Origin of the sequence: Klebsiella sp. 10 (genome assembly GCF_018223925.1) — a bacterium.
Taxonomy (GTDB): domain Bacteria; phylum Pseudomonadota; class Gammaproteobacteria; order Enterobacterales; family Enterobacteriaceae; genus Klebsiella; species Klebsiella pneumoniae.
Genome location: NZ_JAGRRB010000022.1, coordinates 22657 through 46725 on the forward strand (window position 1 = coordinate 22657; position 24069 = coordinate 46725).

At 58.0% G+C, this 24069-nt stretch carries 19 protein-coding genes; 13 read left to right on the plus strand and 6 right to left on the minus strand.

What is annotated here, in order from left to right:
• The first annotated feature begins 2 nt into the window (after positions 1–2).
• On the plus strand, positions 3–734 hold the full coding sequence (gene pdxJ / locus KHQ26_RS23375; protein ID WP_004180923.1) for a pyridoxine 5'-phosphate synthase: 732 nt from the start codon (positions 3–5) through the stop codon (positions 732–734).
• Positions 734–1114, plus strand: coding sequence for a holo-ACP synthase (gene acpS / locus KHQ26_RS23380; RefSeq protein WP_004144351.1), 381 nt, complete (start codon positions 734–736; stop codon positions 1112–1114). Before pdxJ ends, acpS begins: the two co-directional genes overlap by 1 nt.
• Before the next feature lie 12 nt (positions 1115–1126).
• Here the strand turns inward: acpS and KHQ26_RS23385 are convergent, their stop codons facing one another.
• A complete protein-coding gene (locus tag KHQ26_RS23385; protein WP_004888420.1) occupies positions 1127–1387 on the minus strand; it encodes a YfhL family 4Fe-4S dicluster ferredoxin in 261 nt (86 codons plus the stop codon).
• A 56-nt stretch (positions 1388–1443) separates the two neighbouring features.
• Positions 1444–2292 carry a MurR/RpiR family transcriptional regulator gene (locus KHQ26_RS23390; RefSeq protein ID WP_004144349.1) on the minus strand — a complete coding sequence of 283 codons (849 nt, stop codon included), beginning with the start codon at positions 2290–2292 and terminating at the stop codon, positions 1444–1446.
• Between the two features lie 213 nt (positions 2293–2505).
• On the opposite strand from KHQ26_RS23390, the gene yfhb reads away from it, so the two are divergent.
• Positions 2506–3141, plus strand: a complete 636-nt coding sequence (yfhb, locus tag KHQ26_RS23395; RefSeq protein WP_002914050.1) for a phosphatidylglycerophosphatase C — start codon at positions 2506–2508, stop codon at positions 3139–3141.
• A gap of 62 nt (positions 3142–3203) precedes the next feature.
• Positions 3204–3713 carry a tRNA adenosine(34) deaminase TadA gene (gene tadA / locus KHQ26_RS23400; protein WP_004151991.1) on the plus strand — a complete coding sequence of 170 codons (510 nt, stop codon included), beginning with the start codon at positions 3204–3206 and terminating at the stop codon, positions 3711–3713.
• Here the strand turns inward: tadA and mltF are convergent.
• Positions 3710–5326 (minus strand): membrane-bound lytic murein transglycosylase MltF, encoded by a 1617-nt coding sequence (gene mltF, locus KHQ26_RS23405; RefSeq protein ID WP_020803941.1) that lies wholly within the window; start codon positions 5324–5326, stop codon positions 3710–3712. The genes tadA and mltF overlap by 4 nt on opposite strands.
• A gap of 175 nt (positions 5327–5501) precedes the next feature.
• Here mltF and purL point away from each other — a divergent pair, with 175 nt between their 5' ends.
• From purL to glnB, 5 genes are all read left to right on the plus strand, one after another.
• Positions 5502–9389, plus strand: coding sequence for a phosphoribosylformylglycinamidine synthase (purL, locus tag KHQ26_RS23410; RefSeq protein ID WP_020803951.1), 3888 nt, complete (start codon positions 5502–5504; stop codon positions 9387–9389).
• A 590-nt stretch (positions 9390–9979) separates the two neighbouring features.
• On the plus strand, positions 9980–11401 hold the full coding sequence (locus KHQ26_RS23415; protein ID WP_004174816.1) for a sensor histidine kinase: 1422 nt from the start codon (positions 9980–9982) through the stop codon (positions 11399–11401).
• 29 nt (positions 11402–11430) lie between these two features.
• Positions 11431–12117: a two-component system QseEF-associated lipoprotein QseG gene (gene qseG, locus KHQ26_RS23420; protein WP_002914033.1), complete on the plus strand. Its 687-nt coding sequence runs from the start codon at positions 11431–11433 to the stop codon at positions 12115–12117.
• Positions 12104–13441, plus strand: coding sequence for a two-component system response regulator GlrR (gene glrR / locus KHQ26_RS23425; protein ID WP_004149357.1), 1338 nt, complete (start codon positions 12104–12106; stop codon positions 13439–13441). Before qseG ends, glrR begins: the two co-directional genes overlap by 14 nt.
• 65 nt (positions 13442–13506) lie before the next feature.
• Positions 13507–13845 carry a nitrogen regulatory protein P-II gene (glnB, locus tag KHQ26_RS23430; RefSeq protein WP_002914032.1) on the plus strand — a complete coding sequence of 113 codons (339 nt, stop codon included), beginning with the start codon at positions 13507–13509 and terminating at the stop codon, positions 13843–13845.
• A gap of 74 nt (positions 13846–13919) precedes the next feature.
• Here the strand turns inward: glnB and hmpA are convergent, their stop codons facing one another.
• The gene (hmpA, locus tag KHQ26_RS23435) at positions 13920–15110 is read right to left on the minus strand and encodes an NO-inducible flavohemoprotein (protein WP_004185137.1); all 1191 of its coding nucleotides are present in this window, start codon (positions 15108–15110) and stop codon (positions 13920–13922) included.
• A 325-nt stretch (positions 15111–15435) separates the two neighbouring features.
• Here hmpA and glyA point away from each other — a divergent pair, with 325 nt between their 5' ends.
• Positions 15436–16689, plus strand: a complete 1254-nt coding sequence (glyA, locus tag KHQ26_RS23440) for a serine hydroxymethyltransferase (protein WP_002914027.1) — start codon at positions 15436–15438, stop codon at positions 16687–16689.
• 55 nt (positions 16690–16744) lie between these two features.
• Here the strand turns inward: glyA and KHQ26_RS23445 are convergent, their stop codons facing one another.
• Entirely contained in the window at positions 16745–17167 is a 423-nt protein-coding gene (locus tag KHQ26_RS23445; RefSeq protein ID WP_002914024.1) for a DoxX family protein, read from the minus strand.
• Positions 17168–17240: 73 nt separating this feature from the next.
• Positions 17241–18437, minus strand: a complete 1197-nt coding sequence (locus KHQ26_RS23450) for an ROK family transcriptional regulator (protein WP_004174823.1) — start codon at positions 18435–18437, stop codon at positions 17241–17243.
• 112 nt (positions 18438–18549) lie between these two features.
• Between KHQ26_RS23450 and KHQ26_RS23455 the strand changes: the two genes are divergently transcribed.
• From KHQ26_RS23455 to KHQ26_RS23465, 3 genes are all read left to right on the plus strand, one after another.
• Positions 18550–21825: a DUF5107 domain-containing protein gene (locus KHQ26_RS23455; RefSeq protein WP_004174825.1), complete on the plus strand. Its 3276-nt coding sequence runs from the start codon at positions 18550–18552 to the stop codon at positions 21823–21825.
• 69 nt (positions 21826–21894) lie between these two features.
• Entirely contained in the window at positions 21895–23331 is a 1437-nt protein-coding gene (locus tag KHQ26_RS23460; protein ID WP_002914018.1) for a sugar porter family MFS transporter, read from the plus strand.
• Positions 23331–24069, plus strand: a 739-nt coding sequence (locus KHQ26_RS23465; RefSeq protein ID WP_062716893.1) for an aldose 1-epimerase, incomplete at its 3' end; no start/stop codon positions are given. The genes KHQ26_RS23460 and KHQ26_RS23465, both read left to right, overlap by 1 nt.

The window sequence follows — 24069 nt, forward strand, 5'->3', positions numbered from 1 at the left end:
TCATGGCTGAATTATTGTTAGGGGTCAATATTGACCATATCGCGACCTTGCGTAACGCCCGCGGCACTGCTTACCCGGATCCGGTTCAGGCGGCTTTCATTGCCGAACAGGCCGGCGCCGACGGCATTACCGTGCATCTGCGCGAAGACCGTCGCCATATTACCGATCGCGATGTGCGTATCCTGCGCCAGACGCTGCACACCCGCATGAATCTTGAAATGGCGGTCACTGAAGAGATGCTGACGATCGCCTGCGAAACCAAACCGCACTTCTGCTGCCTGGTGCCGGAGAAGCGTCAGGAAGTGACCACCGAAGGCGGGCTGGACGTCGCCGGCCAGCGCGACAAGATGCGCGATGCCTGTCAACGCCTGGCGGATGCCGGCATCCTGGTCTCCCTGTTTATCGATGCGGATGAAGCGCAGATCAAAGCGGCGGCGGACGTTGGCGCGCCCTATATCGAAATCCACACCGGCTGCTATGCCGATGCCAAAACCGACGCCGAGCAGGCCAGGGAGCTGGAACGTATTGCCAAAGCGGCCACCTACGCCGCCAGCCTCGGGCTGAAGGTGAATGCCGGCCACGGTCTGACCTACCACAACGTGAAAGCGATTGCTGCGCTGCCGGAAATGCATGAGCTGAATATCGGTCACGCGATTATTGGCCGTGCGGTGATGAGCGGCCTGAAAGAGGCGGTGGCGGAAATGAAGCGTCTGATGCTGGAAGCGCGCGGCTAATGGCCATTCTCGGGTTGGGTACCGACATCGTCGAGATCGCCCGCATCGAAGCGGTGATCGCCCGCAGCGGCGATCGCCTTGCCCGCCGGGTGCTGAGCGACCATGAATGGAGCATCTGGGAGCAGCACCAGCAGCCGGTGCGTTTCCTGGCGAAACGCTTTGCGGTCAAGGAAGCGGCGGCGAAAGCGCTGGGAACCGGGATCCGTAACGGGCTGGCGTTTAACCAGTTCGAGGTTTACAACGACGAGCTGGGCAAGCCGAAGCTGCGGCTATGGGGTGAAGCAAACCTTTTAGCTGAACGCATGGGAGTAAGCGCTATTCACGTTACTCTCGCTGATGAACGCCACTACGCCTGCGCCACGGTGATTGTCGAAAGCTAGCCAGGAGGGCGGTTAAATTTTATCCGCGTGGTGCATCAGCACGAATTTATCCCACAGCTGTTCTTCACTCTCGACGTGTGCCGGATCTTTCAGGATCGTATTCGGGATCGGGCACACTTTCTGGCAGGTTGGCGTGTCGTAATGACCCACGCACTCGGTGCAGCGGTCGCTGTTAATCTCATAAATGCTCTCACCCATCGAAATGGCCTCATTCGGGCACTCCGGCTCGCACATATCGCAGTTGATGCATTTTTTGGTAATTAACAGCGCCATCAGGAAAGTCTCAGAAACAACACAAACAGGGCGGGCATTATACGCCCATTTTCTGCTCAGACCAGCTTTTTCACCAGCGCTTCGCTATGGCGAATGCGCTCCGGCGCCCGCTCCAGATCCTGCTGCACCAGCCCCATAAACAGCAGATCGGTGAGCATCATTTGCGCGCTGGTGGAGGAGATGGCCGCGCTGCGCGTCGCCTGCTCTTCGGCGATAGTATACAGGCAGTGGGTCGCCTGCTGTTGCAGGGCGTTCGGGCTAAACCCGGTGATCGCCAGGATCTTACAGCCGACGCGCAGCGCTTCACCGGCCGCCATATTGATCTCCCGGCGCTCGCCGGAGTAAGAGATCGCCAGCAGAAGATCGTCGCTGGACATGGCCTGCACCGTCGCCAGCAGGGCATGCATATCCTGCTCAGAAACAGCGTTGATGCCGATCTTCATCAGCTTCCAGCTAAAGTTACGCGCCACCAGGCCGGAGGCGCCAATCCCGGTGACGATCACTCGCCGGGCGTTGCGCAGCAGCGTGACGGCTTCCCGTAGCGTCTCTTCAGTGTTGACGTCCAGCGAGGCATGCATGGCGGCGACATTGTCTTTAATGAGTTTCTCGCCGACCAGACGCAGCGGATCGTCACCGCGAATGTGGTTATGCACCGGGACGGAGTGCGGATCCGGGCTACTCGCCAGCGCTTCACTAAGGGCCAGCTTCAGCGCCGGAAAGCCTTTGAATCCCAGCTTCTGGGCAAACTTAACCACGCTGGACTGACTCACACCGGCTTCCGCTGCCAGCTGCTGCGAGCTGAGGTGCCGGGTCTCATCGGGCTGGCTTAGAATATAATCGGCCAACTTTTTGTCGCTCGCCGCCAGGGTGGGATAGCGCTGACGAATACGCGTTAAACAGTTCATTGGAGCTCCGCTGGAGCCGTCCGGCTCGTGACTGACAGAATTTTTATTCGATTATAAGGGGTATACCATGAATTAAAAATTCTTAAGCCACAATTTTTCCTTCGCCTGCTACTTTAATTCTTTCTTAACGGCAGGGGATGTTTTCCCTCGACATGGCGTCAGGCTGTTAAGCTTACCCTAACGAGAAGCGAGTTCTGAGATAAAGGAGGCAGTTTGCAGCACACTGAACGGAGAGTGGTGTTTTTCGATCTGGACGGAACCTTACACCAACAGGATATGTTCGGCAGTTTTCTGCGCTATCTGCTGCGCCATTTGCCGCTGAACCTGTTGCTGGTGGTGCCGATGGGGCCGGTGATCCTTGCCGGACTGGCAGTGAGCGGACGGGCGGCGCGCTGGCCGATGAGCCTCCTGCTGTGGGCGACAACCTTTGGCCGCCGCGAGGCGGTGCTAAAGCGGCTGGAAGCGGAGTTTGTCGGCTGGTTTCGCCATCATGTGACGGCGTTTCCGGTAGTTCATGCGCGGCTTACCGCCTACCTGACCAGCACCGATGCCGACGTCTGGTTGATCACCGGCTCGCCGCAGTCGCTGGTGGAGCAGGTCTATCGCGATACCCTCTGGTTGCCGCGGGTGAATTTGATAGCCAGCCGCACCGCGCGCCGCTGGGGCGGCTGGGTATTGACCCTGCGCTGCCTGGGGCATGAAAAGGTGGTACAGCTGGAGAAAAAGATTGGCGCCCCGCTGCGGCTGTATAGCGGCTATAGCGATAGTGAGCAGGATAATCCATTGCTCGGCTTTTGCCAGCATCGCTGGCGGGTAACCCCTCAGGGAGAGCTTCAGCAGCTGGAGTAATAGTGTGTAATTGATAGCGCCCATGTATAATGCGCCCCGCTTTTTCTGCTGGAGTGGCCGCTGTGTCTGACCTCGAACTCAATGATGAATACTGGATGCGTCATGCCCTGACGCTGGCGAAACGCGCCTGGGAAGAGGGCGAGGTGCCGGTGGGTGCGGTGCTGGTGCATAACAATCAGGTCATTGGCGAGGGCTGGAACCGGCCGATAGGCCGTCACGACCCCACCGCCCATGCGGAGATCATGGCCTTACGCCAGGGCGGACTGGTGCTGCAAAACTACCGCCTGATCGACGCCACGCTGTACGTGACCCTCGAGCCCTGCGTCATGTGCGCGGGCGCGATGGTGCACAGCCGTATCGCCCGCCTGGTGTTTGGCGCCAGGGATGCCAAGACCGGCGCAGCCGGCTCGCTGATGGATGTTCTGCACCACCCGGGAATGAACCATCGGGTTGAGATTAGCGAAGGCGTGCTGGCAGAGTCCTGCTCTGCCATGCTGAGCGACTTCTTCCGCTGGCGGCGGGAAGAGAAAAAAGCGCTGAAGAAAGCCCGGGCGCAGACTGGGGAAAGTTAATACAGGTGGCCGGGGAGTTTCATCCGGGCATTATCCATCTGCTTATCGGCGCGAAACTTGAAAAAGGGCAGGGTGGTCTCCTGCGGCTGTTCGAGCTCATTGGGGAGCACGGCCGGGTAATCCTCCGCCAGGGCCAGCGTTTGCTGCTGCTGGCGCTCCTTCTCTGACAAATAGCCGACAAGGCTTATCTGATATTTGCGGATGTTTTCCACATAGGCGTAGGCCTCATGGCCGCGGGCATAGCCGTATTTTAGTTTGCTGTAATAGGGTTTCTGGCTCAGCAACGGTAAACGCAGCTTAACGTCCGCCCAGCTGTTAGGATTGCCTTTCTGTTTGCGGGTGAGCGCCATGGCGTCCAGCATATGGGCATAACCCATATTATAAGCGGCCAGCGCAAACCAGATGCGTTCGTCTTTCGGGATCGAATCCGGCACTTTATCCATCATATCCTGCAGGTAGCGCATGCCGCCGTCGATACTCTGCGCCGCATCGGTGCGGTCGGTTAGACCCAGGCTTTGCGCCGTATTGCGTGTGAGCATCATCATACCGCGCACGCCGGTGGGGGAGGTGGCCTGCGGATCCCAGTGGGATTCCTGCCAGGCGATGGCGGCCAGCAGGCGCCAGTCAATCTCGCGGGCGTATTTTTTAAACAGCGGCTGCACCTCCGGAAGAATATTTTCCACCGCGCGCAGGAAGGTGCGGGTATCGACATAATCGAAATCGTTGCCGTGGCCGAGGTACTTCTCCTCGAGGCGCGCCAGCGTCCCGTCTTCATTGATGTTGTTGAAGAAATCAAGCATTGCCGCCGACAGCGAATTATCGTCGTCCCGTGCGCTAAACCAGGTGACCGGCTGTTCGTCGGTGATATCGAGGGCCACCGCCAGCTCCGGATGGACGCGCTGAAACAGGCTGACGGCCACCGAGTCGGCGATGGTGTAATCAAGTTTACCGTCAATCACCGCCTGCATCAGCGCCGTGGTACCGCGTTTTTCGTCCACGCGCCAGGCAAGATCCGGGTATTTCTCGGCTTTTAAGGTCTGCAGGTCATTGATCGCCACGTGGCCCGGAGCGATAGTGAGCTGCTCGGCGGTCAGCGCCGCGAGGGTGCGCGGCCGGGTATTGCCGACGCGGTAGACCAGCTGTTGCGAAACAGAATAGTAGGTGGGGCCGGCCTGATAGTTTTTCACTCGCTCCTGGTTATAGACCAGTCCGGCGGCCAGCATATCGGCCTGACCGTCGTCGAGGTCGTCAAACAGCTGGCTGATGTTTTGCCGGACGGTTATCTTAAGCGTTACGCCAAGGTAGTCGGCAAACTGCTTCGCCAGTTCATAATCCAGACCGAACGCTTTATTGTTCATGGTGGCGAAGGTCATTGGCGAGTTGATGGTGCTGATGCGCAGCTCGCCGCGAGCGATAATGCCCGCCACCCGGTTCTCGGGTTTACCAGACCAGGGGATCGACGGCCACAGGGCCGCCGCCAGCAAAAGGGTGACAATGCCGATCAGCAGATAATTAATCTTTAATTTTTTCAGAGAGTTAATCTTCTGCAGCTTCAGGTTCCTCAGCAGGCGATGTCCGGAAAAAACGCAAGGTTGTCGTCGAATGTGCGGCATTCTGCTTAATAATGCGCCAGTTGGCAACTTATTCGCGATGGTCGTCACATTTATTGATAAACAGCATCAATGATTTTATTTCTACGCAAACGGTTTCGTCGGGGCGCAGGATTCACTATAATGACGCCCGTTTCCCCCCCTGGCTCACCCTGAAAGCTTCGAAGACGAGAGACTTATGATGGAAATTTTGCGTGGTTCACCTGCACTGTCGGCATTCCGTATTAATAAACTGCTGGCACGATTTCAGGCGGCCAACCTTCCGGTAAGCGCCATATATGCCGAATATATTCATTTTGCCGATCTGAATGCCCCGCTGAGCGCTGACGATCGCGAGCGCCTGGCGCGACTGCTTCAGTATGGCCCGAGCTTAAGCAGCCATACCCCGACCGGTAAATTACTGCTCGTGACCCCTCGCCCTGGCACCATCTCTCCCTGGTCTTCTAAAGCTACCGATATCGCTCACAACTGCGGTCTGGCGCAGGTTGTGCGTCTTGAGCGCGGCGTGGCGTATTACGTTGAAGCCTCAACCCTGACCGAAGCGCAGTGGGCCGCGGTGGCGGCGGAGCTGCACGACCGCATGATGGAGAGCGTCTTCGACGAGCTGGAAGCGGGCGAGAAGCTGTTCGCTCACCATCAGCCGACGCCGGTCACCAGCGTCGACCTGCTGGGCGAAGGGCGTCAGGCGCTGATTGACGCCAACCTCCGTCTGGGTCTGGCGCTGGCCGACGACGAAATTGACTACCTGCAGGACGCGTTTACCCGCCTGGGACGCAACCCGAACGATATCGAGCTGTATATGTTCGCCCAGGCGAACTCAGAGCACTGTCGCCACAAGATTTTCAACGCCGACTGGATCATCGACGGCGAACAGCAGCCGAAGTCGCTGTTCAAAATGATCAAAAACACCTTTGAAAAAACGCCGGACTACGTGCTGTCGGCCTATAAAGATAATGCTGCGGTGATGGAAGGGTCTGAAGTCGGGCGCTATTTCGCCGACCATCAGACCGGGCGCTACGACTTCCATCAGGAGCCGGCGCACATTCTGATGAAGGTGGAAACCCATAACCACCCGACGGCCATCTCTCCATGGCCGGGCGCGGCAACCGGCTCCGGCGGCGAAATCCGCGATGAAGGCGCCACCGGCCGCGGCGCGAAGCCGAAAGCGGGCCTGGTGGGCTTCTCGGTTTCCAACCTGCGTATCCCGGGCTTCGAACAGCCGTGGGAAGAAGATTTCGGTAAACCGGATCGTATTGTCACCGCCCTGGACATCATGACCGAAGGCCCGTTGGGCGGCGCGGCGTTTAACAACGAATTTGGTCGTCCGGCGCTGAACGGCTACTTCCGCACCTATGAAGAGAAAGTCACCAGCCACAATGGCGAAGAGCTGCGTGGCTACCACAAACCGATCATGCTGGCCGGCGGTATCGGCAACATCCGCGGTGAGCACGTGCAGAAGGGCGAGATTACCGTCGGCGCGAAGCTGATCGTGCTGGGCGGCCCGGCGATGAACATCGGCCTCGGCGGCGGCGCGGCGTCTTCTATGGCCTCCGGCCAGTCCGATGCCGATCTCGATTTCGCCTCCGTACAGCGTGACAACCCGGAAATGGAGCGCCGCTGTCAGGAAGTGATCGACCGCTGCTGGCAGTTGGGCGACGCCAACCCGATCCTCTTTATCCACGACGTTGGCGCCGGCGGTCTCTCCAACGCTATGCCGGAGCTGGTGAGCGACGGCGGCCGCGGCGGTAAATTCCAGCTGCGCGATATTCTCAGCGATGAGCCAGGGATGAGTCCGCTGGAGATCTGGTGTAACGAATCGCAGGAACGTTATGTTCTGGCGGTCGCCCCGGAGCAGCTGCCGCTGTTCGACGAACTGTGCCGCCGCGAGCGCGCGCCTTATGCCGTTATCGGCGAAGCCACCGCTGAGCAGCATCTGAGCCTGAGCGACAGCCACTTTAACGATCAGCCGATCGACCTGCCGCTGGACGTCCTGCTCGGCAAAACGCCGAAAATGACCCGCGACGTGCAGACTCTGAAAGCTCAGGGTAGTGCACTGGATCGCCAACCGATTACCCTTGCCGATGCGGTTAACCGCGTTCTGCATCTGCCGACGGTGGCCGAGAAAACCTTCCTCGTCACCATCGGCGACCGCACCGTGACCGGTATGGTCGCCCGCGACCAGATGGTTGGCCCGTGGCAGATCCCGGTGGCCAACTGCGCGGTGACCACCGCCAGCCTCGACAGCTACTATGGCGAAGCGATGGCGATGGGCGAGCGCGCCCCGGTCGCCCTGCTGGACTTCGCGGCCTCTGGCCGTCTGGCGGTCGGCGAAGCGCTGACCAACATCGCCGCCACGCAGATTGGCGAGCTGAACCGCGTGAAGCTGTCGGCTAACTGGATGGCCGCCGCCGGCCACCCGGGTGAAGACGCTGGCCTGTATGAGGCGGTGAAAGCGGTGGGCGAAGAGCTGTGCCCGGCGCTGGGCCTGACCATTCCGGTCGGTAAAGACTCGATGTCGATGAAAACCCGCTGGCAGGAAGGCAGCGAGCAGCGCGAGATGACCTCTCCGCTGTCGCTGGTCATCTCTGCCTTCGCCCGTGTCGAAGATGTCCGTCATACAGTCACGCCGCAGCTTTCGACGGAAGATAACGCCCTGCTGCTGATCGACCTCGGTAAAGGGCACAACGCGCTGGGCGCGACGGCGCTGGCGCAGGTCTATCGCCAGCTCGGCGACAAGCCGGCTGACGTGCGCGATGTCGCGCAACTGAAAGGCTTCTGGAATGCGATGCAGGCCCTGGTGGCGCAGCGTAAACTGCTGGCCTACCACGACCGCTCCGACGGCGGTCTGCTTGTCACGCTGGCGGAAATGGCCTTTACCGGCCACTGCGGCGTGGAAGCGGATATCGCCGCGCTGGGCGACGACCATCTGGCCGCGCTGTTCAACGAAGAGCTGGGGGCGGTGATTCAGGTCCGCGCCGCAGACCGTGAGGCGGTGGAAGCCATTCTGGCGGTTAACGGCCTGGCGGACTGCGTGCATTACCTCGGTAAAGCGGTTGAGGGCGATCGCTTCGTGCTGACCGCCGGCGGTCAGGCGGTGTTCAGCGAAAGCCGCACCACGCTGCGCATGTGGTGGGCGGAAACCACCTGGCAGATGCAGCGTCTGCGCGACAACCCGGCCTGCGCCGATCAGGAGCATGAGGCGAAAGCCAATGATGCCGACCCGGGCCTCAATGTGAAGCTCTCGTTTGATATTAACGACGACGTCGCCGCCCCGTACATTGCCACCGGCGCGCGGCCGAAAGTGGCCGTCCTGCGCGAGCAGGGGGTGAACTCCCACGTTGAAATGGCGGCCGCCTTCCATCGTGCCGGCTTTGACGCCATCGACGTGCATATGAGCGACCTGCTGGCCGGCCGGACCGGTCTGGGCGATTTCCATGCCCTGGTAGCCTGCGGCGGCTTCTCCTACGGCGACGTGTTGGGCGCGGGCGAGGGCTGGGCGAAGTCGATTCTGTTCAACGAGCGCGTGCGCGATGAGTTCGCGACCTTCTTCCATCGTCCGCAGACGCTGGCGCTCGGCGTGTGCAACGGCTGTCAGATGATGTCCAACCTGCGCGAGCTGATCCCGGGCAGCGACCTGTGGCCGCGCTTTGTGCGCAACCAGTCTGACCGCTTTGAAGCGCGCTTTAGCCTGGTGGAAGTGACGCAAAGCCCATCCCTGCTGCTGGAAGGCATGGTTGGCTCACGGATGCCGATTGCGGTCTCCCACGGCGAAGGTCAGGTGGAAGTGCGCGACAGCGCGCATCTGGCCCAGCTGGAGAGCAAAGGTCTGGTGGCGCTGCGCTTCGTGGATAACTTCGGCAAAGTGACCGAAACCTATCCGGCGAACCCGAACGGTTCCCCGAACGGTATCACCGCGGTGACCAGCGAAAGCGGGCGCGCGACCATCATGATGCCTCACCCGGAACGCGTCTTCCGCACCGTAAGCAACTCCTGGCACCCGGAGAACTGGGGCGAGGATAGCCCGTGGATGCGTATCTTCCGTAACGCGCGTAAACAGCTGGGTTAATCTTCCCGCCGCGCTTCACGCGAACGTATCAGCCCCCTGCCTGACAGGGGGCTTTTTTTTATCTGTGATGGTCGGCACGCCAGGGTGTCGGGAATTGCCGACAACTGCGATATTGCAGTGTCGTCAATAGGCGACACTTAAGTTATTGATTTAAATGATGAGTAATCGGTAGTCTATTTGGTGTCGCTAAATAGCGACAATGCGGGTGAAAAATAAACAGTAGTAGTTCGACTGTTCCTGTGGTTAATGTCATATATATCAATATGTTAATAAAATGTTTTGAGAGCTGGCATAGTTCATGCATAATATTAACCAGTGGCTCATTCACCTTCTTATGTCAGCCCCTTCGGGACGCGCTACATAAACTTCGAATGACGCACAAACAGGTGCCTGCCGTCCAACTCCTGATAACAGCCTGGCTTTATCAGACATCGGGCGAAACGTCGAGTAAGGCACCGCCTCATTCCTGAACAAAGCCAGGCCTTGCGCCTGGCTTTGTTGTTTCTGCGGCGCAGTAACCAGCGGTAGCGCTTTTCTCCGGCGCGCTCCTCAGTTAGCATCGACCAGAGCTAATGATTGAGACAACATCCTTGAAGCGACTCTCTCTTTTCCCCCGTTCGCTGCGTCAGCTGGTGACGCTCTCCTTTGTGCTGATCCTGCTGCCATTGCTGGTGCTGGCCTGGCAGGCCTGGCAGAGCCTGAACGCCCTCAGCGCCCAGGCGGCGCATATTAACCGTACCACCCTGGTCGACGCCCGACGCAGCGAGGCGATGATCAATGCCGCACTGGAGATGGAGCGCAGCTATCGCCAGTACTGCGTGCTGGACGATCCGACGCTGGCGCGCGTCTATCAAAACCAGCGGCAGCGCTACAGCCAGATGCTGGACGCCCACGCCGGCGTGCTGCCGGACGAGAAGCTCTGGCAGGCGCTGCGTCAGGATGTCAGCGATCTGGCGCAGCTGCAGTGTAAAAATAGCGGACCCGATGCCCAGGCAGCCGCCAGACTGGAAGTTTTCGCCAGTAATAACAGCGATATGGTGCAGGCGACCCGGGCGGTCGTCTATTCTCGTGGCCAACAGCTGCAGCAGGAGATAGCCGAACGCGGCCAGTTTTTTGGCTGGCAGGCGCTGGTGCTGTTTCTGCTGAGCCTGGCGCTGGTGCTACTCTTCACCCGCATGATTATTGGCCCGGTGAAAGGCATCGAAAGAATGATCAATCAGCTGGGGGCAGGGAAGTCGCTGGACGACGCCGCATTGTTTACCGGCCCGCGCGAGCTGCGATCGGTGGGCAAGCGCATCATCTGGCTCAGCGAGCGCCTGGCGTGGCTGGAGTCGCAGCGGCATCAATTTCTTCGCCATCTGTCGCATGAGCTGAAAACCCCGTTGGCCAGTATGCGTGAAGGTACCGAGCTGTTGGCCGACCGGGTCGCGGGGCCCCTGACCCCTGAGCAGCAGGAGATTGTCGAGATCCTCGACAGCAGTAGCCGTAACCTGCAAAAGCTGATTGAACAGCTGCTGGACTATAACCGAAAACAGGCCGACGGCCCGGTGGCTCGCGAAGCGGTGGACCTGGTGGAACTGGTGGAAAACGTCGTGGCGGCGCACAGCCTGCCCGCGCGGGCTAAACTGATGCATACCGAACTGACGCTGCAGGCGCGGCGTTGCCTGGCAGAGCCTGCGCTATTGATAAGCGTAATGGATAATCTCTACTCCAATGCGGTGCACTATGGCGCTGAATCCGGTAACATCCGTATCCATAGCTACCGGCACGGAGAGCAGGTGCGTATTGATGTCGCCAACAGCGGCGAACCGATCCCGGCCGCGGAAAAAAATATGATATTCGAGCCTTTTTACCAGGGGAGTCACCAGCGTAAAGGGGCCGTTAAGGGCAGTGGACTGGGGTTGAGTATCGCCCGCGACTGCGTCCGGCAGATGCAAGGGGAGCTCAGCTTAGTTGATGCGCCCGCCGGGCAGGTCTGTTTTCGCATTACGCTTCCCTCAGCGCCGGAATAATCCAACTTATGAATCGATATCGGGGAACTATGTCCCAATTCCTGGCCTGGCGCCGTTCCCTCAGCGGATGGCTGCTTTCAGGCATTGCTTGTCTGACGCTGGCGGGGTGTTCCGCCGGCTTTTCACCGCATACCGCGGAAGGTACCGCCGCCCCCGGGCAGGCGCAGCATCAGGTGGCCGATTTTGTCGCGGTAGACTGCGCGGATATCTGGGCGCACAGCAGCGATGCCAGCGACAAAAATCCCCTCTACTGGCTGCGGGGCATTGACTGTGCCGATCGCCTCGCGCCGGCGCAGGCGCGGGCGGAGGCGAAACGCCATACCGACGACAGCTGGCAGGACGCGTTCCGTCGCGGCATCCTGCTTGCTGATGCTAAAATTACCCCTGAGGAGCGCCGCGACCTGGTGGCGCGTCTCGATACCTTCAGCCCGCAAATCGCCGTTCAGGTCCGCCCGCTGTATCAGCTCTGGCGCGACGGCCAGACCCGTCAGCTGCAGCTGGTGGAAGAGCGTGCCCGTTACGCTAAGCTTCAGCAGTCCAGCGATAGCGAACTGGAGACACTGCGGCAGCAGGAGCTGGCGCTGCGCGAGCAGCTGGAGCTGACCACCCGCAAGCTGGAGAACCTGACGGATATCGAACGCCAGCTCTCCAGCCGCAAGCCGGGCGGCAATTTCGGCAGCGAAAAAGTGCCGGAGGTGATCCATGACGATCCGTAAACCGGCGCGTTTACTGCTGGTGGATGACGATCCGGGACTGTTGAAGCTACTGGGCATGCGCCTGGTCAGCGAAGGCTACAGCGTGGTCACCGCCGAGAGCGGGCCGGAAGCGCTGCGCGTGCTGGGGCGTGAGAAAGTGGATCTGGTGATTAGCGATCTGCGGATGGATGAAATGGACGGCCTGCAGCTGTTTAGCGAGATCCAGAAGGGCCACCCCGGCATGCCGGTGATCATTCTCACCGCTCACGGTTCGATTCCCGACGCCGTGGCGGCTACCCAGCAGGGGGTGTTCAGCTTCCTGACCAAGCCGGTCGATAAAGATGCCTTATATAAAGCCATTGATGAGGCGTTGGAGCAGCGCTCGCCGGCCACCGACGAAGCCTGGCGCCAGGCGATTGTAACCCGCAGCCCGCTGATGCTGCGCCTGCTTGAGCAGGCCGGGATGGTGGCGCAATCGGATGTCAGCGTACTGATTAATGGCCAGAGCGGGACCGGGAAGGAGATCGTCGCCCAGGCGATCCACAACGCCAGCCCGCGTCATGATAAGCCGTTCGTGGCGATCAACTGCGGCGCGCTGCCGGAACAGCTGCTCGAATCCGAACTGTTTGGCCATGCGCGGGGCGCTTTTACCGGCGCGGTCAGTAACCGTGAAGGATTATTCCAGGCCGCTGAGGGTGGTACGCTGTTTCTCGACGAGATCGGTGATATGCCGGTTGCGTTGCAGGTGAAGCTGCTGCGCGTCCTGCAGGAGCGCAAGGTGCGCCCGCTGGGCAGCAACCGCGATATCGAAATCAACGTGCGGATTATCTCCGCCACCCACCGCGACCTGCCGAAGGCGATGGCCCGCGGCGAGTTTCGTGAAGACCTGTTCTACCGCCTCAACGTAGTGAACCTGAAAATACCGCCGCTCTCCGAACGTACGGAAGACATCCCGCTGTTGGCCAACCATCTGCTGCGTCAGTCTGCCGATCGCCATAAGCCGTTCGTGCGGGCGTTTTCCAGCGATGCGATGAAGCGGCTGATGGCCGCCAAGTGGCCGGGCAACGTGCGCCAGCTGGTGAACGTGATCGAGCAGTGCGTGGCCCTGACTTCGTCGCCAGTGATCGGCGACGCGCTGGTTGAGCAAGCGCTGGAGGGCGAGAACACGGCGCTGCCGACCTTCGTGGAGGCGCGCAATCAGTTTGAGCTGAACTACCTGCGCAAGCTGCTGCAAATTACCAAGGGCAACGTCACTCACGCCGCGCGGATGGCAGGGCGCAACCGCACCGAATTCTATAAGCTGCTGTCGCGCCATGAGCTCGACGCCAACGACTTTAAAGAGTAGCTCCGCACTATAGCGCAAGTTATGATACGGTAAGCAACCGGTTACGCGATTAAGACAGGAACCCCATGAAAAAGATTGATGCGATTATTAAACCTTTCAAACTGGATGACGTGCGTGAAGCGCTGGCCGAAGTCGGCATCACCGGGATGACGGTAACGGAAGTGAAAGGCTTTGGCCGCCAGAAAGGGCACACCGAACTGTACCGTGGTGCCGAGTATATGGTCGATTTTCTGCCGAAAGTAAAAATTGAAATTGTGGTGACCGACGATATCGTCGATACCTGTGTGGATACCATCATCCGTACCGCACAGACCGGTAAAATCGGCGACGGTAAAATCTTTGTCTTCGACGTGGCGCGGGTCATTCGTATTCGTACCGGCGAAGAAGACGACGCGGCGATTTAACGCTCGCCGCTCGCTGCAGTATTGCCGGGTGGCGCTGCGCTTACCCGGCCTACAGATCCCCGCGTCGTCGGGGCTTACAGCACCTTATGCGGGCCGAAGCATTCGTAATGAATGTTGTCTTTGTTGACCCCTAATTCGACCAGCTGCTTCGCTGCAAACTGCATAAACGCTACCGGGCCGCAGAGATAATACTGCATCTGCGGGTCGCGAATATTGTCCGCCACTGCTGCTAAATCCATCAAACCTTCGCTATCAAAACGTCCAGCCTGACGGTCGGCCTCAGTCGGGGTGCGATACCAGACGTGAGAGGTAAACGCCGGCAGCGCCGCGCCGAGCGCCTTCACTTCATCGGCAAAGGCGTGAACGTCGCCATTTTCCGCCGCATGGAACCAGTTCACCTGACCCTGATGACCGCTCTTCGCCAGCGCATCCAGCATCGCCAGCATCGGCGTTTGCCCGACGCCGCCAGAGAGCAGGGTGACCGGCGTCTGTGGCTTAACGTTAAGGAAGAAATCTCCCGCCGGGGCGGCCAGATAGACCACATCGCCTTCGCTGGCATGGTTATGCAGCCAGCTGGAAACCTGACCGCCTTCCTCGCGTTTAACCGCAATGCGGTAGCCTTTGCCGTCCGCTTTGCGGGTCAGGGAATACTGGCGGATTTCCTGATATTCGAAGCCTTCCGGTTTCAGCCAGATGGCCAGGTACTGGCCAGGCTGGTAATCGGCGACCGGCTGGCCATCAACCGGTTCGAGCTCAAAGCTGGTGATAAGCTGGCTGCGCGGGGTTTTCTTCACGATGCGAAACGCGCGGGTCCCTTCCCAGCCGCCGGTTTTACTGGCGTTTTGCTGATAGATCTCGGCTTCACGGCCGATAAAGACGTTCGCCAGCACGCCGTAGGCTTTACCCCAGGCATCGAGCACTTCCTGGCCCGGACTGAACATTTCATCGAGGGTCGCCAGCAGATGGCTGCCAACAATATTGTACTGCTCCGGTTTGATCTGGAAGCTGGTGTGTTTCTGGGCGATCTTTTCCACCGCCGGCAGCAGGGCAGGCAGGTTATCGATATTGCTGGCGTAGGCGGCAATAGCGTTGAATAACGCTTCACGCTGATCGCCGTTGCGCTGGTTGCTCATGTTGAAGATCTCTTTGAGCTCCGGATTATGCGCGAACATACGATCGTAGAAATGGGCGGTTAATTTCGGGCCGGTCTCTACCAGCAGGGGAATGGTGGCTTTTACCGTGGCGATGGTTTGAGCGTCAAGCATAGCGTGCTTCCTTATGTGTTATCTTAATGATGCATTTTAAATGCATCTTAAAGAAATAACCCTGCGTTGTAAATGGTTCTTTAACACATTCCCCCGATCCAGTTACAACATGAAGAATTTGCATCACAAACCTGAAAAGAAATCCGTTGATACTGAGAGAGGCGTTATTGCTCAAAGCCTTGTGTCATGCGGAGCCAATCGTTTGCGTAAAATCCTTTGTCAAGACCTGTTATCACAGAATGATTCGGTTATACTGTGGGCCGTTGTCCAATCGGACCGCCTTTTTAGGCCGAAATTTTATTGTTAGCTGAGTCAGGAGATGCGGATGTTAAAGCGTGAAATGAACATTGCCGATTATGATGCCGAACTGTGGCAGGCTATGGAGCAGGAAAAAGTACGTCAGGAAGAGCACATCGAACTGATCGCCTCCGAAAACTACACCAGTCCGCGCGTTATGCAGGCGCAGGGCTCTCAGCTGACCAACAAATATGCTGAAGGGTATCCGGGCAAGCGTTACTACGGCGGCTGTGAATACGTCGACGTGGTTGAACAGCTGGCAATCGACCGCGCGAAAGAACTGTTCGGCGCTGACTATGCTAACGTCCAGCCGCACTCCGGCTCCCAGGCTAACTTTGCCGTCTACACCGCGCTGCTGCAGCCGGGCGACACCGTGCTCGGTATGAACCTGGCGCAGGGCGGCCACCTGACTCACGGCTCCCCGGTTAACTTCTCCGGCAAACTGTACAACATCATCCCTTACGGTATTGATGAGTCCGGTAAAATTGACTATGACGACATGGCGAAGCAGGCTCAGGAACACAAACCGAAGATGATCATCGGTGGTTTCTCCGCTTACTCCGGTATCGTTGACTGGGCGAAAATGCGTGAAATCGCTGACAGCATCGGCGCTTACCTGTTCGTCGATATGGCGCACGTGGCAGGCCTGATTGCCGCTGGCGTGTACCCGAACCCGGTTCCGCATGCTCACGTTGTGACCACCACCACCCACAAAACCCTGGCGGGTCCGCGCGGCGGCCTGATTCTGGCGAAAGGCGGTAGCGAAGAGCTGTACAAAAAACTGAACTCTGCCGTGTTCCCAAGCGCGCAGGGCGGCCCGCTGATGCACGTTATCGCGGCGAAAGCGGTGGCGCTGAAAGAAGCGATGGAGCCAGAGTTTAAAGTTTACCAGCAGCAGGTTGCGAAAAACGCTAAAGCGATGGTGGAAGTGTTCCTGAACCGCGGCTACAAAGTGGTGTCTGGCGGTACTGAGAACCACCTGTTCCTGCTGGACCTGGTGGATAAAAACCTGACCGGTAAAGAAGCTGACGCTGCCCTGGGCCGCGCCAACATCACCGTCAACAAAAACAGCGTGCCGAACGATCCGAAGAGCCCGTTCGTAACCTCCGGTATCCGTATCGGTTCTCCGGCAGTGACTCGCCGCGGCTTTAAAGAAGCGGAAGTCAAAGAGCTGGCTGGCTGGATGTGTGACGTGCTGGACAATATCAATGACGACGCGGTCATTGAGCGCGTGAAAGGTAAAGTGCTGGATATCTGCGCCCGCTTCCCGGTATATGCGTAAGCGTTAGCGTTGACATCAAAAAGGCCGCGTATGCGGCCTTTTTTGCGTCTGGAGATTAGCGGCGGTCGAGGGAGATCGCCCCGGGGCCGGTTACGGCCAGCAGCAGGAAAGCGCCGGCGATGCTGACGTTTTTCCAGAAGTTAATCATGTTCGGCAATACCGCATCGCCAGTCATATCCCAGTAGTGATGGCCAATCACCGCCGTGCCCAGAGTGTAGAAAATAAAGATGACCGCCAGCGGGCGGGTGAAAAAGCCGAGCACAATCAGAATCGCGGCAGGCACTTCCATAATGACGGCGATAATCGCCGCCAGGGTCGGCATCGGCGCGCCGGAGGCGGCCATGTACTGCACCGTACCGTCAAAGCCCAGCAGTTTGGGGTAGCCAAAAAGAATAAACAGAATCACCACGGCGATGCGGGCGATAAGCAGCAACAGAGAGCGGGAAGCGCCAAAATCAAAATAGCGGAGTGTGTTCATAATCAGCTCGTTATGAGAGACGTGTGATTTAAACGTAATACACAAATTTGCGCTCCGCCACGTTCGTTTATGACTAAACCAGCGTCTGCAATTGCTCCTCAACGTACAGATAACCTATCCCCATCAGCTGCTGGGCGCGTGTCAGCTGGCCAAAGCCAATTTGGGTGGCGTGCGCTCGCGGCGTATCCCGGTGGTCAAAGGGGTTGAAACCCGTTTGTTTGACGATACTTTCCAGCCACTGCTCACCGAAGGCGCAGCTGCGCCCGTAAAGCCAGATTTGATTAATATTTAATATATTCAGGAAATTATAGAGGCTTAAGCCAATCGCGTTGGCAGCGTTATCAACCCATGCGCGAATTTGCACATCTCCCTCTTTCCAGGCCTCAATGAGCGACGCCGTGGTTAACTGCTCGGGGGCGAGCGTTGCTTCAGGCTGCGTTTTGAGCCACATTCGGGCCTGTTTTTTCAGCGCGCTGAGAGAGGCGACGGTTTCGAGGCAACCGTATCTTCCGCAGTCGCAGGCGTTGCCGTCAGGATTGACAATCGTATGCCCAATCTGCCCGCTGCCGTACAGACTGCCGCGATAAATATGATCGTTAATCACAAATGACGAGCCGATACCGTAGTCGACGTTGATCACGCAAAAATCCTGCTGTGTACCCTGATGCTGCCACTTCTCCGCCAGCGCCAGCATCACGCAGTCGTTATCCACCCGAACCTGCACGCCAAGCCGCTCCTCAAGCAGATACTTTATTTCGATCGGTGTTTTCCAGCGTGCCTGGGGCATGGTTTGTGAAACGCCGGTAATCGGATCAACCTGTCCATGCACGCCAAGGGCGAGATTGATGCTGTGCTGTGGGTAGCGGCGGTGGATATGCCGCCAGCATTCAACGATGGCCTCAAGCAGGGCCTGAGGAGTGGGCGCGTTGACCGGCAAATGCTGATGGCCATCCACTGCCAGCAGGCGGGCGTCGGCAAGCTGATATTCAATGCTGGTCGGGGTGATATTCATGCACAGTGTCCAGGCACCGTGCTCGGGGATCTGGTAGCTGCCGCTGTTCACGCCCCGTTTGCTCAAGTGTTCCGTTGAGTGACCGATCAATCCCTCGCTAAGCAGCTCGGCCAGAATATTGCTCACCGCCGGAATGGAGAGACCGGTGAGTTGAGAGAGCTGTGATTTACTGAGCTGCTTTTCCCGCCACAGATGGGAAAGAAAAATCGACTTATTGGCCTGCCGGACCCGGGCATTATTAAAGCCAGTACGCTGCATACACTTAACTCCCTTAACTATATTGCGTGAGCATTGCGCATTTTAACAGCGAATTGGCGATATAGACTCCTGTTATTGCAACTTTTACTTCGTTTTGTTTAGTGGAGGCATCATGTACGGTTCGGTTAAGGTCTGGCAGGAAATCATTTCATTACCAACGTGGACGACGGGAGCGGAAGATCCGAACCCTATGTTTCTGGAAAAACGTGTTTATCAAGGATCTTCCGGCAGCGTCTATCCCTACGGCGTGATTGATACCCTGACCGGCGAACGCGAAATGCGCGATTATCAGGCAGTGTGGATGGAGAATGATTTCCTTCGGGTCATGCTGCTACCGGAGCTTGGCGGCCGTATTCACCGGGCATATGACAAAGTCAAACAACGTGATTTCGTCTATTACAATGAGGTGGTTAAGCCAGCCCTGGTAGGGCTGCTCGGGCCCTGGATCTCCGGCGGAATCGAATTTAACTGGCCGCAACATCACCGGCCGACGACCTTTAAGCCGGTCGATTTTTCTATTCAGCAGGGAGAAAACGGCGCGCAGACCGTATGGATGGGGGAAGCGGAGCCCATGCGCGGTTTGCAGGTTATGGCCGGGTTTACGCTCTATCCTGACCGCGCGCTGATTGAAATCACTGGCAAGATCTTCAATGGTAACGCCACGCCGCGCCATTTCCTGTGGTGGGCCAACCCTGCAGTAAAAGGCGGCGATGCCCACCAGAGTGTATTCCCACCCGATGTCACCGCTGTATTCGACCATGGTAAGCGTGATGTTTCCGCTTTTCCGATTGCCACCGGTACCTACTACAAAGTGGACTATTCTGCGGGGGTTGATATCTCCCGTTATAAAAACGTCCCGGTACCCACTTCGTATATGGCGGAGAAGTCGGATTACGATTTTGTCGGCGCTTATCATCATGACGAGCGAGGCGGGTTACTGCATGTTGCCGATCACCATGTCTCTCCTGGCAAGAAACAGTGGAGCTGGGGGTACGGGGATTTTGGCCAGGCCTGGGATCGAAATCTGACTGATGAAAATGGCCCTTATATTGAGCTGATGACCGGCGTCTTCACCGATAACCAGCCTGACTTTACGTGGCTTGCGCCTTATGAAGAGAAGGTGTTTGTGCAAAATTTCCTTCCCTACAGCGAGTTAGGGATGGTGCAAAATGCCAATACACAGCTGGCACTGAAGCTGGTTCGCGAGTCTGGGCAACTGCAGCTTGGCGTATATGCCATTGCTCCGCTAAATCATATCGTGGTTGAACTCAGCGCTGACCATCAGCCATTGTACGAAACTCAGCTGACGCTGAAGCCCGGTGAGAGCTGGCAGCAGACGCTGCCGGAAAATGGCGTCGGGCGCTTAACCCTCAAAGTGAAAACCGCCGAGAACCAGCCGCTGCTGGATTATCAGGAACATATTACCCAACAGACGCCGCTGCCCGAACCAGCTATAGCGCCCGCGTTACCGGAAGCGATCCACAATGGCGACGAGCTCTATTTTATCGGCCAGCACCTTGAACAATACAACCACGCAAGCCGCTACGCCGGGGATTACTATCGTCGGGCGGTTGAGCTCGATCCGCAGGATTATCGCAATAATGTTGCCCTCGGTACCCTGGCGTTCAACAGTGCCGACTGGGCGCTGGCGGAACAGTGTGCCCGTGCTGCGCTACAGCGCGCGCATCGTTTGAATAAGAACCCGCGAGATGGCGAAGCCAGTATGCTGCTTGCCAGCGTGCTGGAAAGGATGGGGGATGATGCAGGCGCCTGGGATCACTATTACAAAGCCTCCTGGAGCGGTAACTGCCGTGACGCCGCCTGGTGGTCGCTGGCACGGCTGGCGATGAAGCGCGGTGATGTTGCCGATGCGCTGGAAAAAGTAAACACCAGTCTGCGGTTCAACGCCAGCAATCCTCTGGCGATGGGGTTGAAAGCGCTGGCATTAGCCAACAGTGGGCAGAAGAAAGCAGCGCTAGAGTTTATTTTCGCCTCTCTTGAGCAATACCCATTGAGCTATCCGCTGCACTGCGCGCGCTGGATGATTGAGCGGAGCGACGACGCGCGAGAAACCCTGCTGCGCATCACGGGGCGCAGAGGGGTCAACGCCAGCCTGCTGGCGGGTTGGCTGCTCTCTATCGGACAGACGTCGGCGGTGAAAGAGGTTCTTGCGGTTCTGGACAGTCAGGAAGCGCTGCCGATGCTCTGGCGTGCGTCGCTAAGTGATGATGCCAATGAACGCCAACAGTTTATTGCCGCCGCCGAGCACTGCCATGCGCACAATGTTCGTTTCCCTAACTCGCTCGATGAAGTTCAGATGCTGCAGTCGCTGGGCGACAGCGCTTTTGCCCGCTATCTACTCGGTTGCTTCTGGTACAGCAAACGTCGCTATGACGAGGCGGTGAGCTGCTGGCGCGAGACGCTCGAAAAATCTCCCGATTATGCGCCCGCTCATCGTCTGCTGGGCGTTTACTCCTGGAATAAACAGCAGGATGCAACGCAGGCGCTGGCTTATCTGCAGCGCGCCGTAGCGCTGGAGCCGGACAATGCGCGCTTCCTGTTTGAACTCGATTTTTTGCAAAAATTACTGGCCAGGCCGGTACATGAGCGACTGACGACGCTGGTGGAACGTAAAGCCGTGGTGCTGAAGCGGGACGACCTGACCGCTGAGCTGCTAAGCCTGTGGAACGCGTCCGGTCATTATGCCGATGCCGCCGCGATTCTGGATACGCGCGTATTCCATCCCTGGGAAGGAGGAGAAGGGAAAATCACCGGCCAGTATTTGCTCAATCAGCTCCATCGGGCATTACAGTTCATCGAGCGTGGGGCGTTTAAACAGGCCACGGACTGTCTGAAAGCCGCATTACGCTATCCCGACAATCTGGGGGAGGGGCGACTGCCTGGGCAAACGGATAACGATATCTGGTATTTGCTGGGCTACTGCGCAGAACAGGCTGGGGATGCGCAGCAGGCGGCGGAATATTACCAGCTTGCCCGGCAAGGGGGCTCAACGCTGGACGCCGGGCGGTACTACAACGATCAACCCGCCGATTACCTTTTCTGGCAGGGCATTGCGCTGCGTAAGAGCGGTAACCCAGCGCAGGCCGAGCAGCACTTCCGCCATTTTATCGACTGGGCCGCGCAGCATCGGGATGACGTTCCGCAAGTCGATTTTTTTGCCGTCTCTCTTCCGGACCTGGTGGTTCTCGATGTATCAGCGCAGCAGAGACATCTGCAGCACTGCTTGTTTATTGAAGCGCTGGGCCATCTGGGGCTGGGCAACGTATCCGCCTGCCAGCAGAGGATGCAGCAGCTTCTGCAAATAAATCCGGCTCATGATAAGGCGCATCTGATTCGCCATGCCCTGCAAAGCGGCATTTTTTCCTGAACCTCAATGGGCGGGCTCGGCCCGCCTGAACCCTACTGTTCCCTGCGTTTCCCTTATAGAGGAATCATTATGAACAACGCGCAGACACATCTGAAAATGGGCTACGTCTGGACGATTTGTCTGGTCGCCGCCTGCGGTGGTTTACTGTTTGGCTATGACTGGGTGGTGATTGGCGGCGCTAAGCCATTTTATGAAGCCTGGTTTTCAATTACGGACCCGGCGCAGTCCGGCTGGGCGATGAGCTCAGCGCTGTTGGGCTGTATTTTCGGCGCATTAATTTCGGGATGGTGCGCAGACAAACTGGGGCGCAAGCTGCCATTAATTCTTTCCGCCGTGCTGTTCAGCGCGTCGGCCTGGGGGACGGCGGTCGCCAGTCATTTCGATATGTTTGTGGTTTACCGCATTGTGGGCGGCGTAGGGATTGGTCTGGCTTCCGCTCTCAGCCCGCTTTACATTGCCGAAGTCAGTCCGGCAGAGAAAAGAGGGCGTTTTGTCGCGGTCAATCAGCTCACCATCGTGATTGGCGTACTGGCCGCTCAGTTAATCAATCTGATGATTGCTGAACCGGTGGAGCCGGGGGCGACGCAGCAGATGATTGTGGACAGCTGGAATGGGCAGATGGGCTGGCGCTGGATGTTCGGTGCGGAACTGGTGCCGGCGCTGGCGTTTCTGGTCCTGATGTTTTTTGTCCCCGAGTCGCCGCGCTGGCTCATGAAGGCCGGTAAACCAGAGCGCGCCCGGGCTGCGCTGGAACGCATTGGTTCTGCCGACTATGCCGACAGGATCCTGCGTGAAATCGCGCATACCCTGGAAAAGGATAACAATAAAGTCTCCTATGGCGCGCTGTTGGCTCCCCAGGTGAAACCGATTGTGATCATTGGCATGGTGCTCGCCATATTCCAGCAGTGGTGTGGGATTAACGTCATCTTTAACTACGCGCAGGAGATTTTTGCCTCGGCGGGGTTCGATATTAACAGCACGCTGAAATCGATCGTCGCGACAGGCGTCGTTAATCTGGTCTTTACCATTGCGGCGCTGCCGCTGGTGGATAAAATCGGTCGCCGTAAATTAATGCTGCTTGGCGCTTCGGGATTGACGCTGATCTATGTGCTGATCGCCGGCGCTTACGCCATGGGCATTATGGGGTGGCCGGTACTGTTGCTGGTGCTGGCGGCGATTGCTATTTATGCGTTGACCCTGGCGCCGGTGACCTGGGTGCTGCTGGCGGAGATTTTTCCCAACCGCGTACGTGGACTCGCGATGTCTTTAGGTACCCTGGCGCTGTGGATCGCCTGTTTCCTGTTAACCTATACTTTCCCGCTGCTTAATGCCGGTCTGGGCGCGGCAGGAAGCTTCCTGCTGTATGGTGTTATTTGCGCTGCCGGCTACCTCTATATCCTGCGCAACGTCCCGGAAACGAAAGGTATCACCCTCGAAGCGCTGGAAGAGCAGCTGGCGCAGCGTCATACGGGCGTGAATGCGGCGAAGCAGGAGCAGATGCGCTAATGGCGGAAGAGTGGATTCTGGAGAACGCGCATCTGCGGATGTGCGTCTCTTCTCTGGGCGGCAAAGTGCAAAGTTTATTCTCGCGGCAATATCAAGCGCCGGTGCTATATGAAAATCCCGCCGGCGGCATGTTTCCGATGCTGCCATTGGCCAATCGCGTCGCCGGCAACCGTTTTATTTTTCATGGGCAGGAGATTATCCTGCCTCGCCACCATGCCGACGAGTATTTCTTTCTTCACGGTGACGGCTGGTTACAGCGCTGGGATATTATTGAGTACGGCGCCGAGTATTGTGTATTACAGCTGCGTCGGCAGCATGCCTGCGGTTTCGATTATCTGGCGCAGCTCCGCTACCAGTTGCTGCGTAACCAGCTGATAGCGGAGCTAACGCTTACCCACTATGGGGAGGTCCCTGCGCTTTACGGCTGCGGCTTTCATCCCTTTTTCCCTTTCGATGAACGCAGCAAGGTTCAGTTCCAGGTCAGCGGTTACTGGCCGGAAGGGGAGAATCACTTACCTCTCAACTGGCAAGGAAACTTGCCCGACTATGCCAATTTCAGCGTGGCTCAGTTCGGTGAAGATCGTTGGCTGAACGTGGGTTATTCCGGCTGGGGCGGGCGGGCGAGGGTAAGCAATGACGTGATGAGTATCACAATTCTATCGCAAACTCCGTGGTTGATGCTGTTCAGAATGCAAGGTGAATCATTCCTTTGCCTCGAGCCGCAAAGCCATCCGGTAA

Bases quoted from the DNA above. Each gene is read 5' to 3' on its own strand.
- pdxJ (WP_004180923.1), top strand. From the start codon at position 3: ATGGCTGAATTATTGTTAGGGGTCAATATTGACCATATCGCGACCTTG.
- acpS (WP_004144351.1), top strand. From the start codon at position 734: ATGGCCATTCTCGGGTTGGGTACCGACATCGTCGAGATCGCCCGCATC.
- KHQ26_RS23385 (WP_004888420.1), bottom strand. From the start codon at position 1,387: ATGGCGCTGTTAATTACCAAAAAATGCATCAACTGCGATATGTGCGAG.
- KHQ26_RS23390 (WP_004144349.1), bottom strand. From the start codon at position 2,292: ATGAACTGTTTAACGCGTATTCGTCAGCGCTATCCCACCCTGGCGGCG.
- mltF (WP_020803941.1), bottom strand. From the start codon at position 5,326: ATGCCGCACATTCGACGACAACCTTGCGTTTTTTCCGGACATCGCCTG.
- purL (WP_020803951.1), top strand. From the start codon at position 5,502: ATGATGGAAATTTTGCGTGGTTCACCTGCACTGTCGGCATTCCGTATT.
- qseG (WP_002914033.1), top strand. From the start codon at position 11,431: ATGTCCCAATTCCTGGCCTGGCGCCGTTCCCTCAGCGGATGGCTGCTT.
- glrR (WP_004149357.1), top strand. From the start codon at position 12,104: ATGACGATCCGTAAACCGGCGCGTTTACTGCTGGTGGATGACGATCCG.
- glnB (WP_002914032.1), top strand. From the start codon at position 13,507: ATGAAAAAGATTGATGCGATTATTAAACCTTTCAAACTGGATGACGTG.
- hmpA (WP_004185137.1), bottom strand. From the start codon at position 15,110: ATGCTTGACGCTCAAACCATCGCCACGGTAAAAGCCACCATTCCCCTG.
- glyA (WP_002914027.1), top strand. From the start codon at position 15,436: ATGTTAAAGCGTGAAATGAACATTGCCGATTATGATGCCGAACTGTGG.
- KHQ26_RS23445 (WP_002914024.1), bottom strand. From the start codon at position 17,167: ATGAACACACTCCGCTATTTTGATTTTGGCGCTTCCCGCTCTCTGTTG.
- KHQ26_RS23450 (WP_004174823.1), bottom strand. From the start codon at position 18,437: ATGCAGCGTACTGGCTTTAATAATGCCCGGGTCCGGCAGGCCAATAAG.
- KHQ26_RS23455 (WP_004174825.1), top strand. From the start codon at position 18,550: ATGTACGGTTCGGTTAAGGTCTGGCAGGAAATCATTTCATTACCAACG.
- KHQ26_RS23460 (WP_002914018.1), top strand. From the start codon at position 21,895: ATGAACAACGCGCAGACACATCTGAAAATGGGCTACGTCTGGACGATT.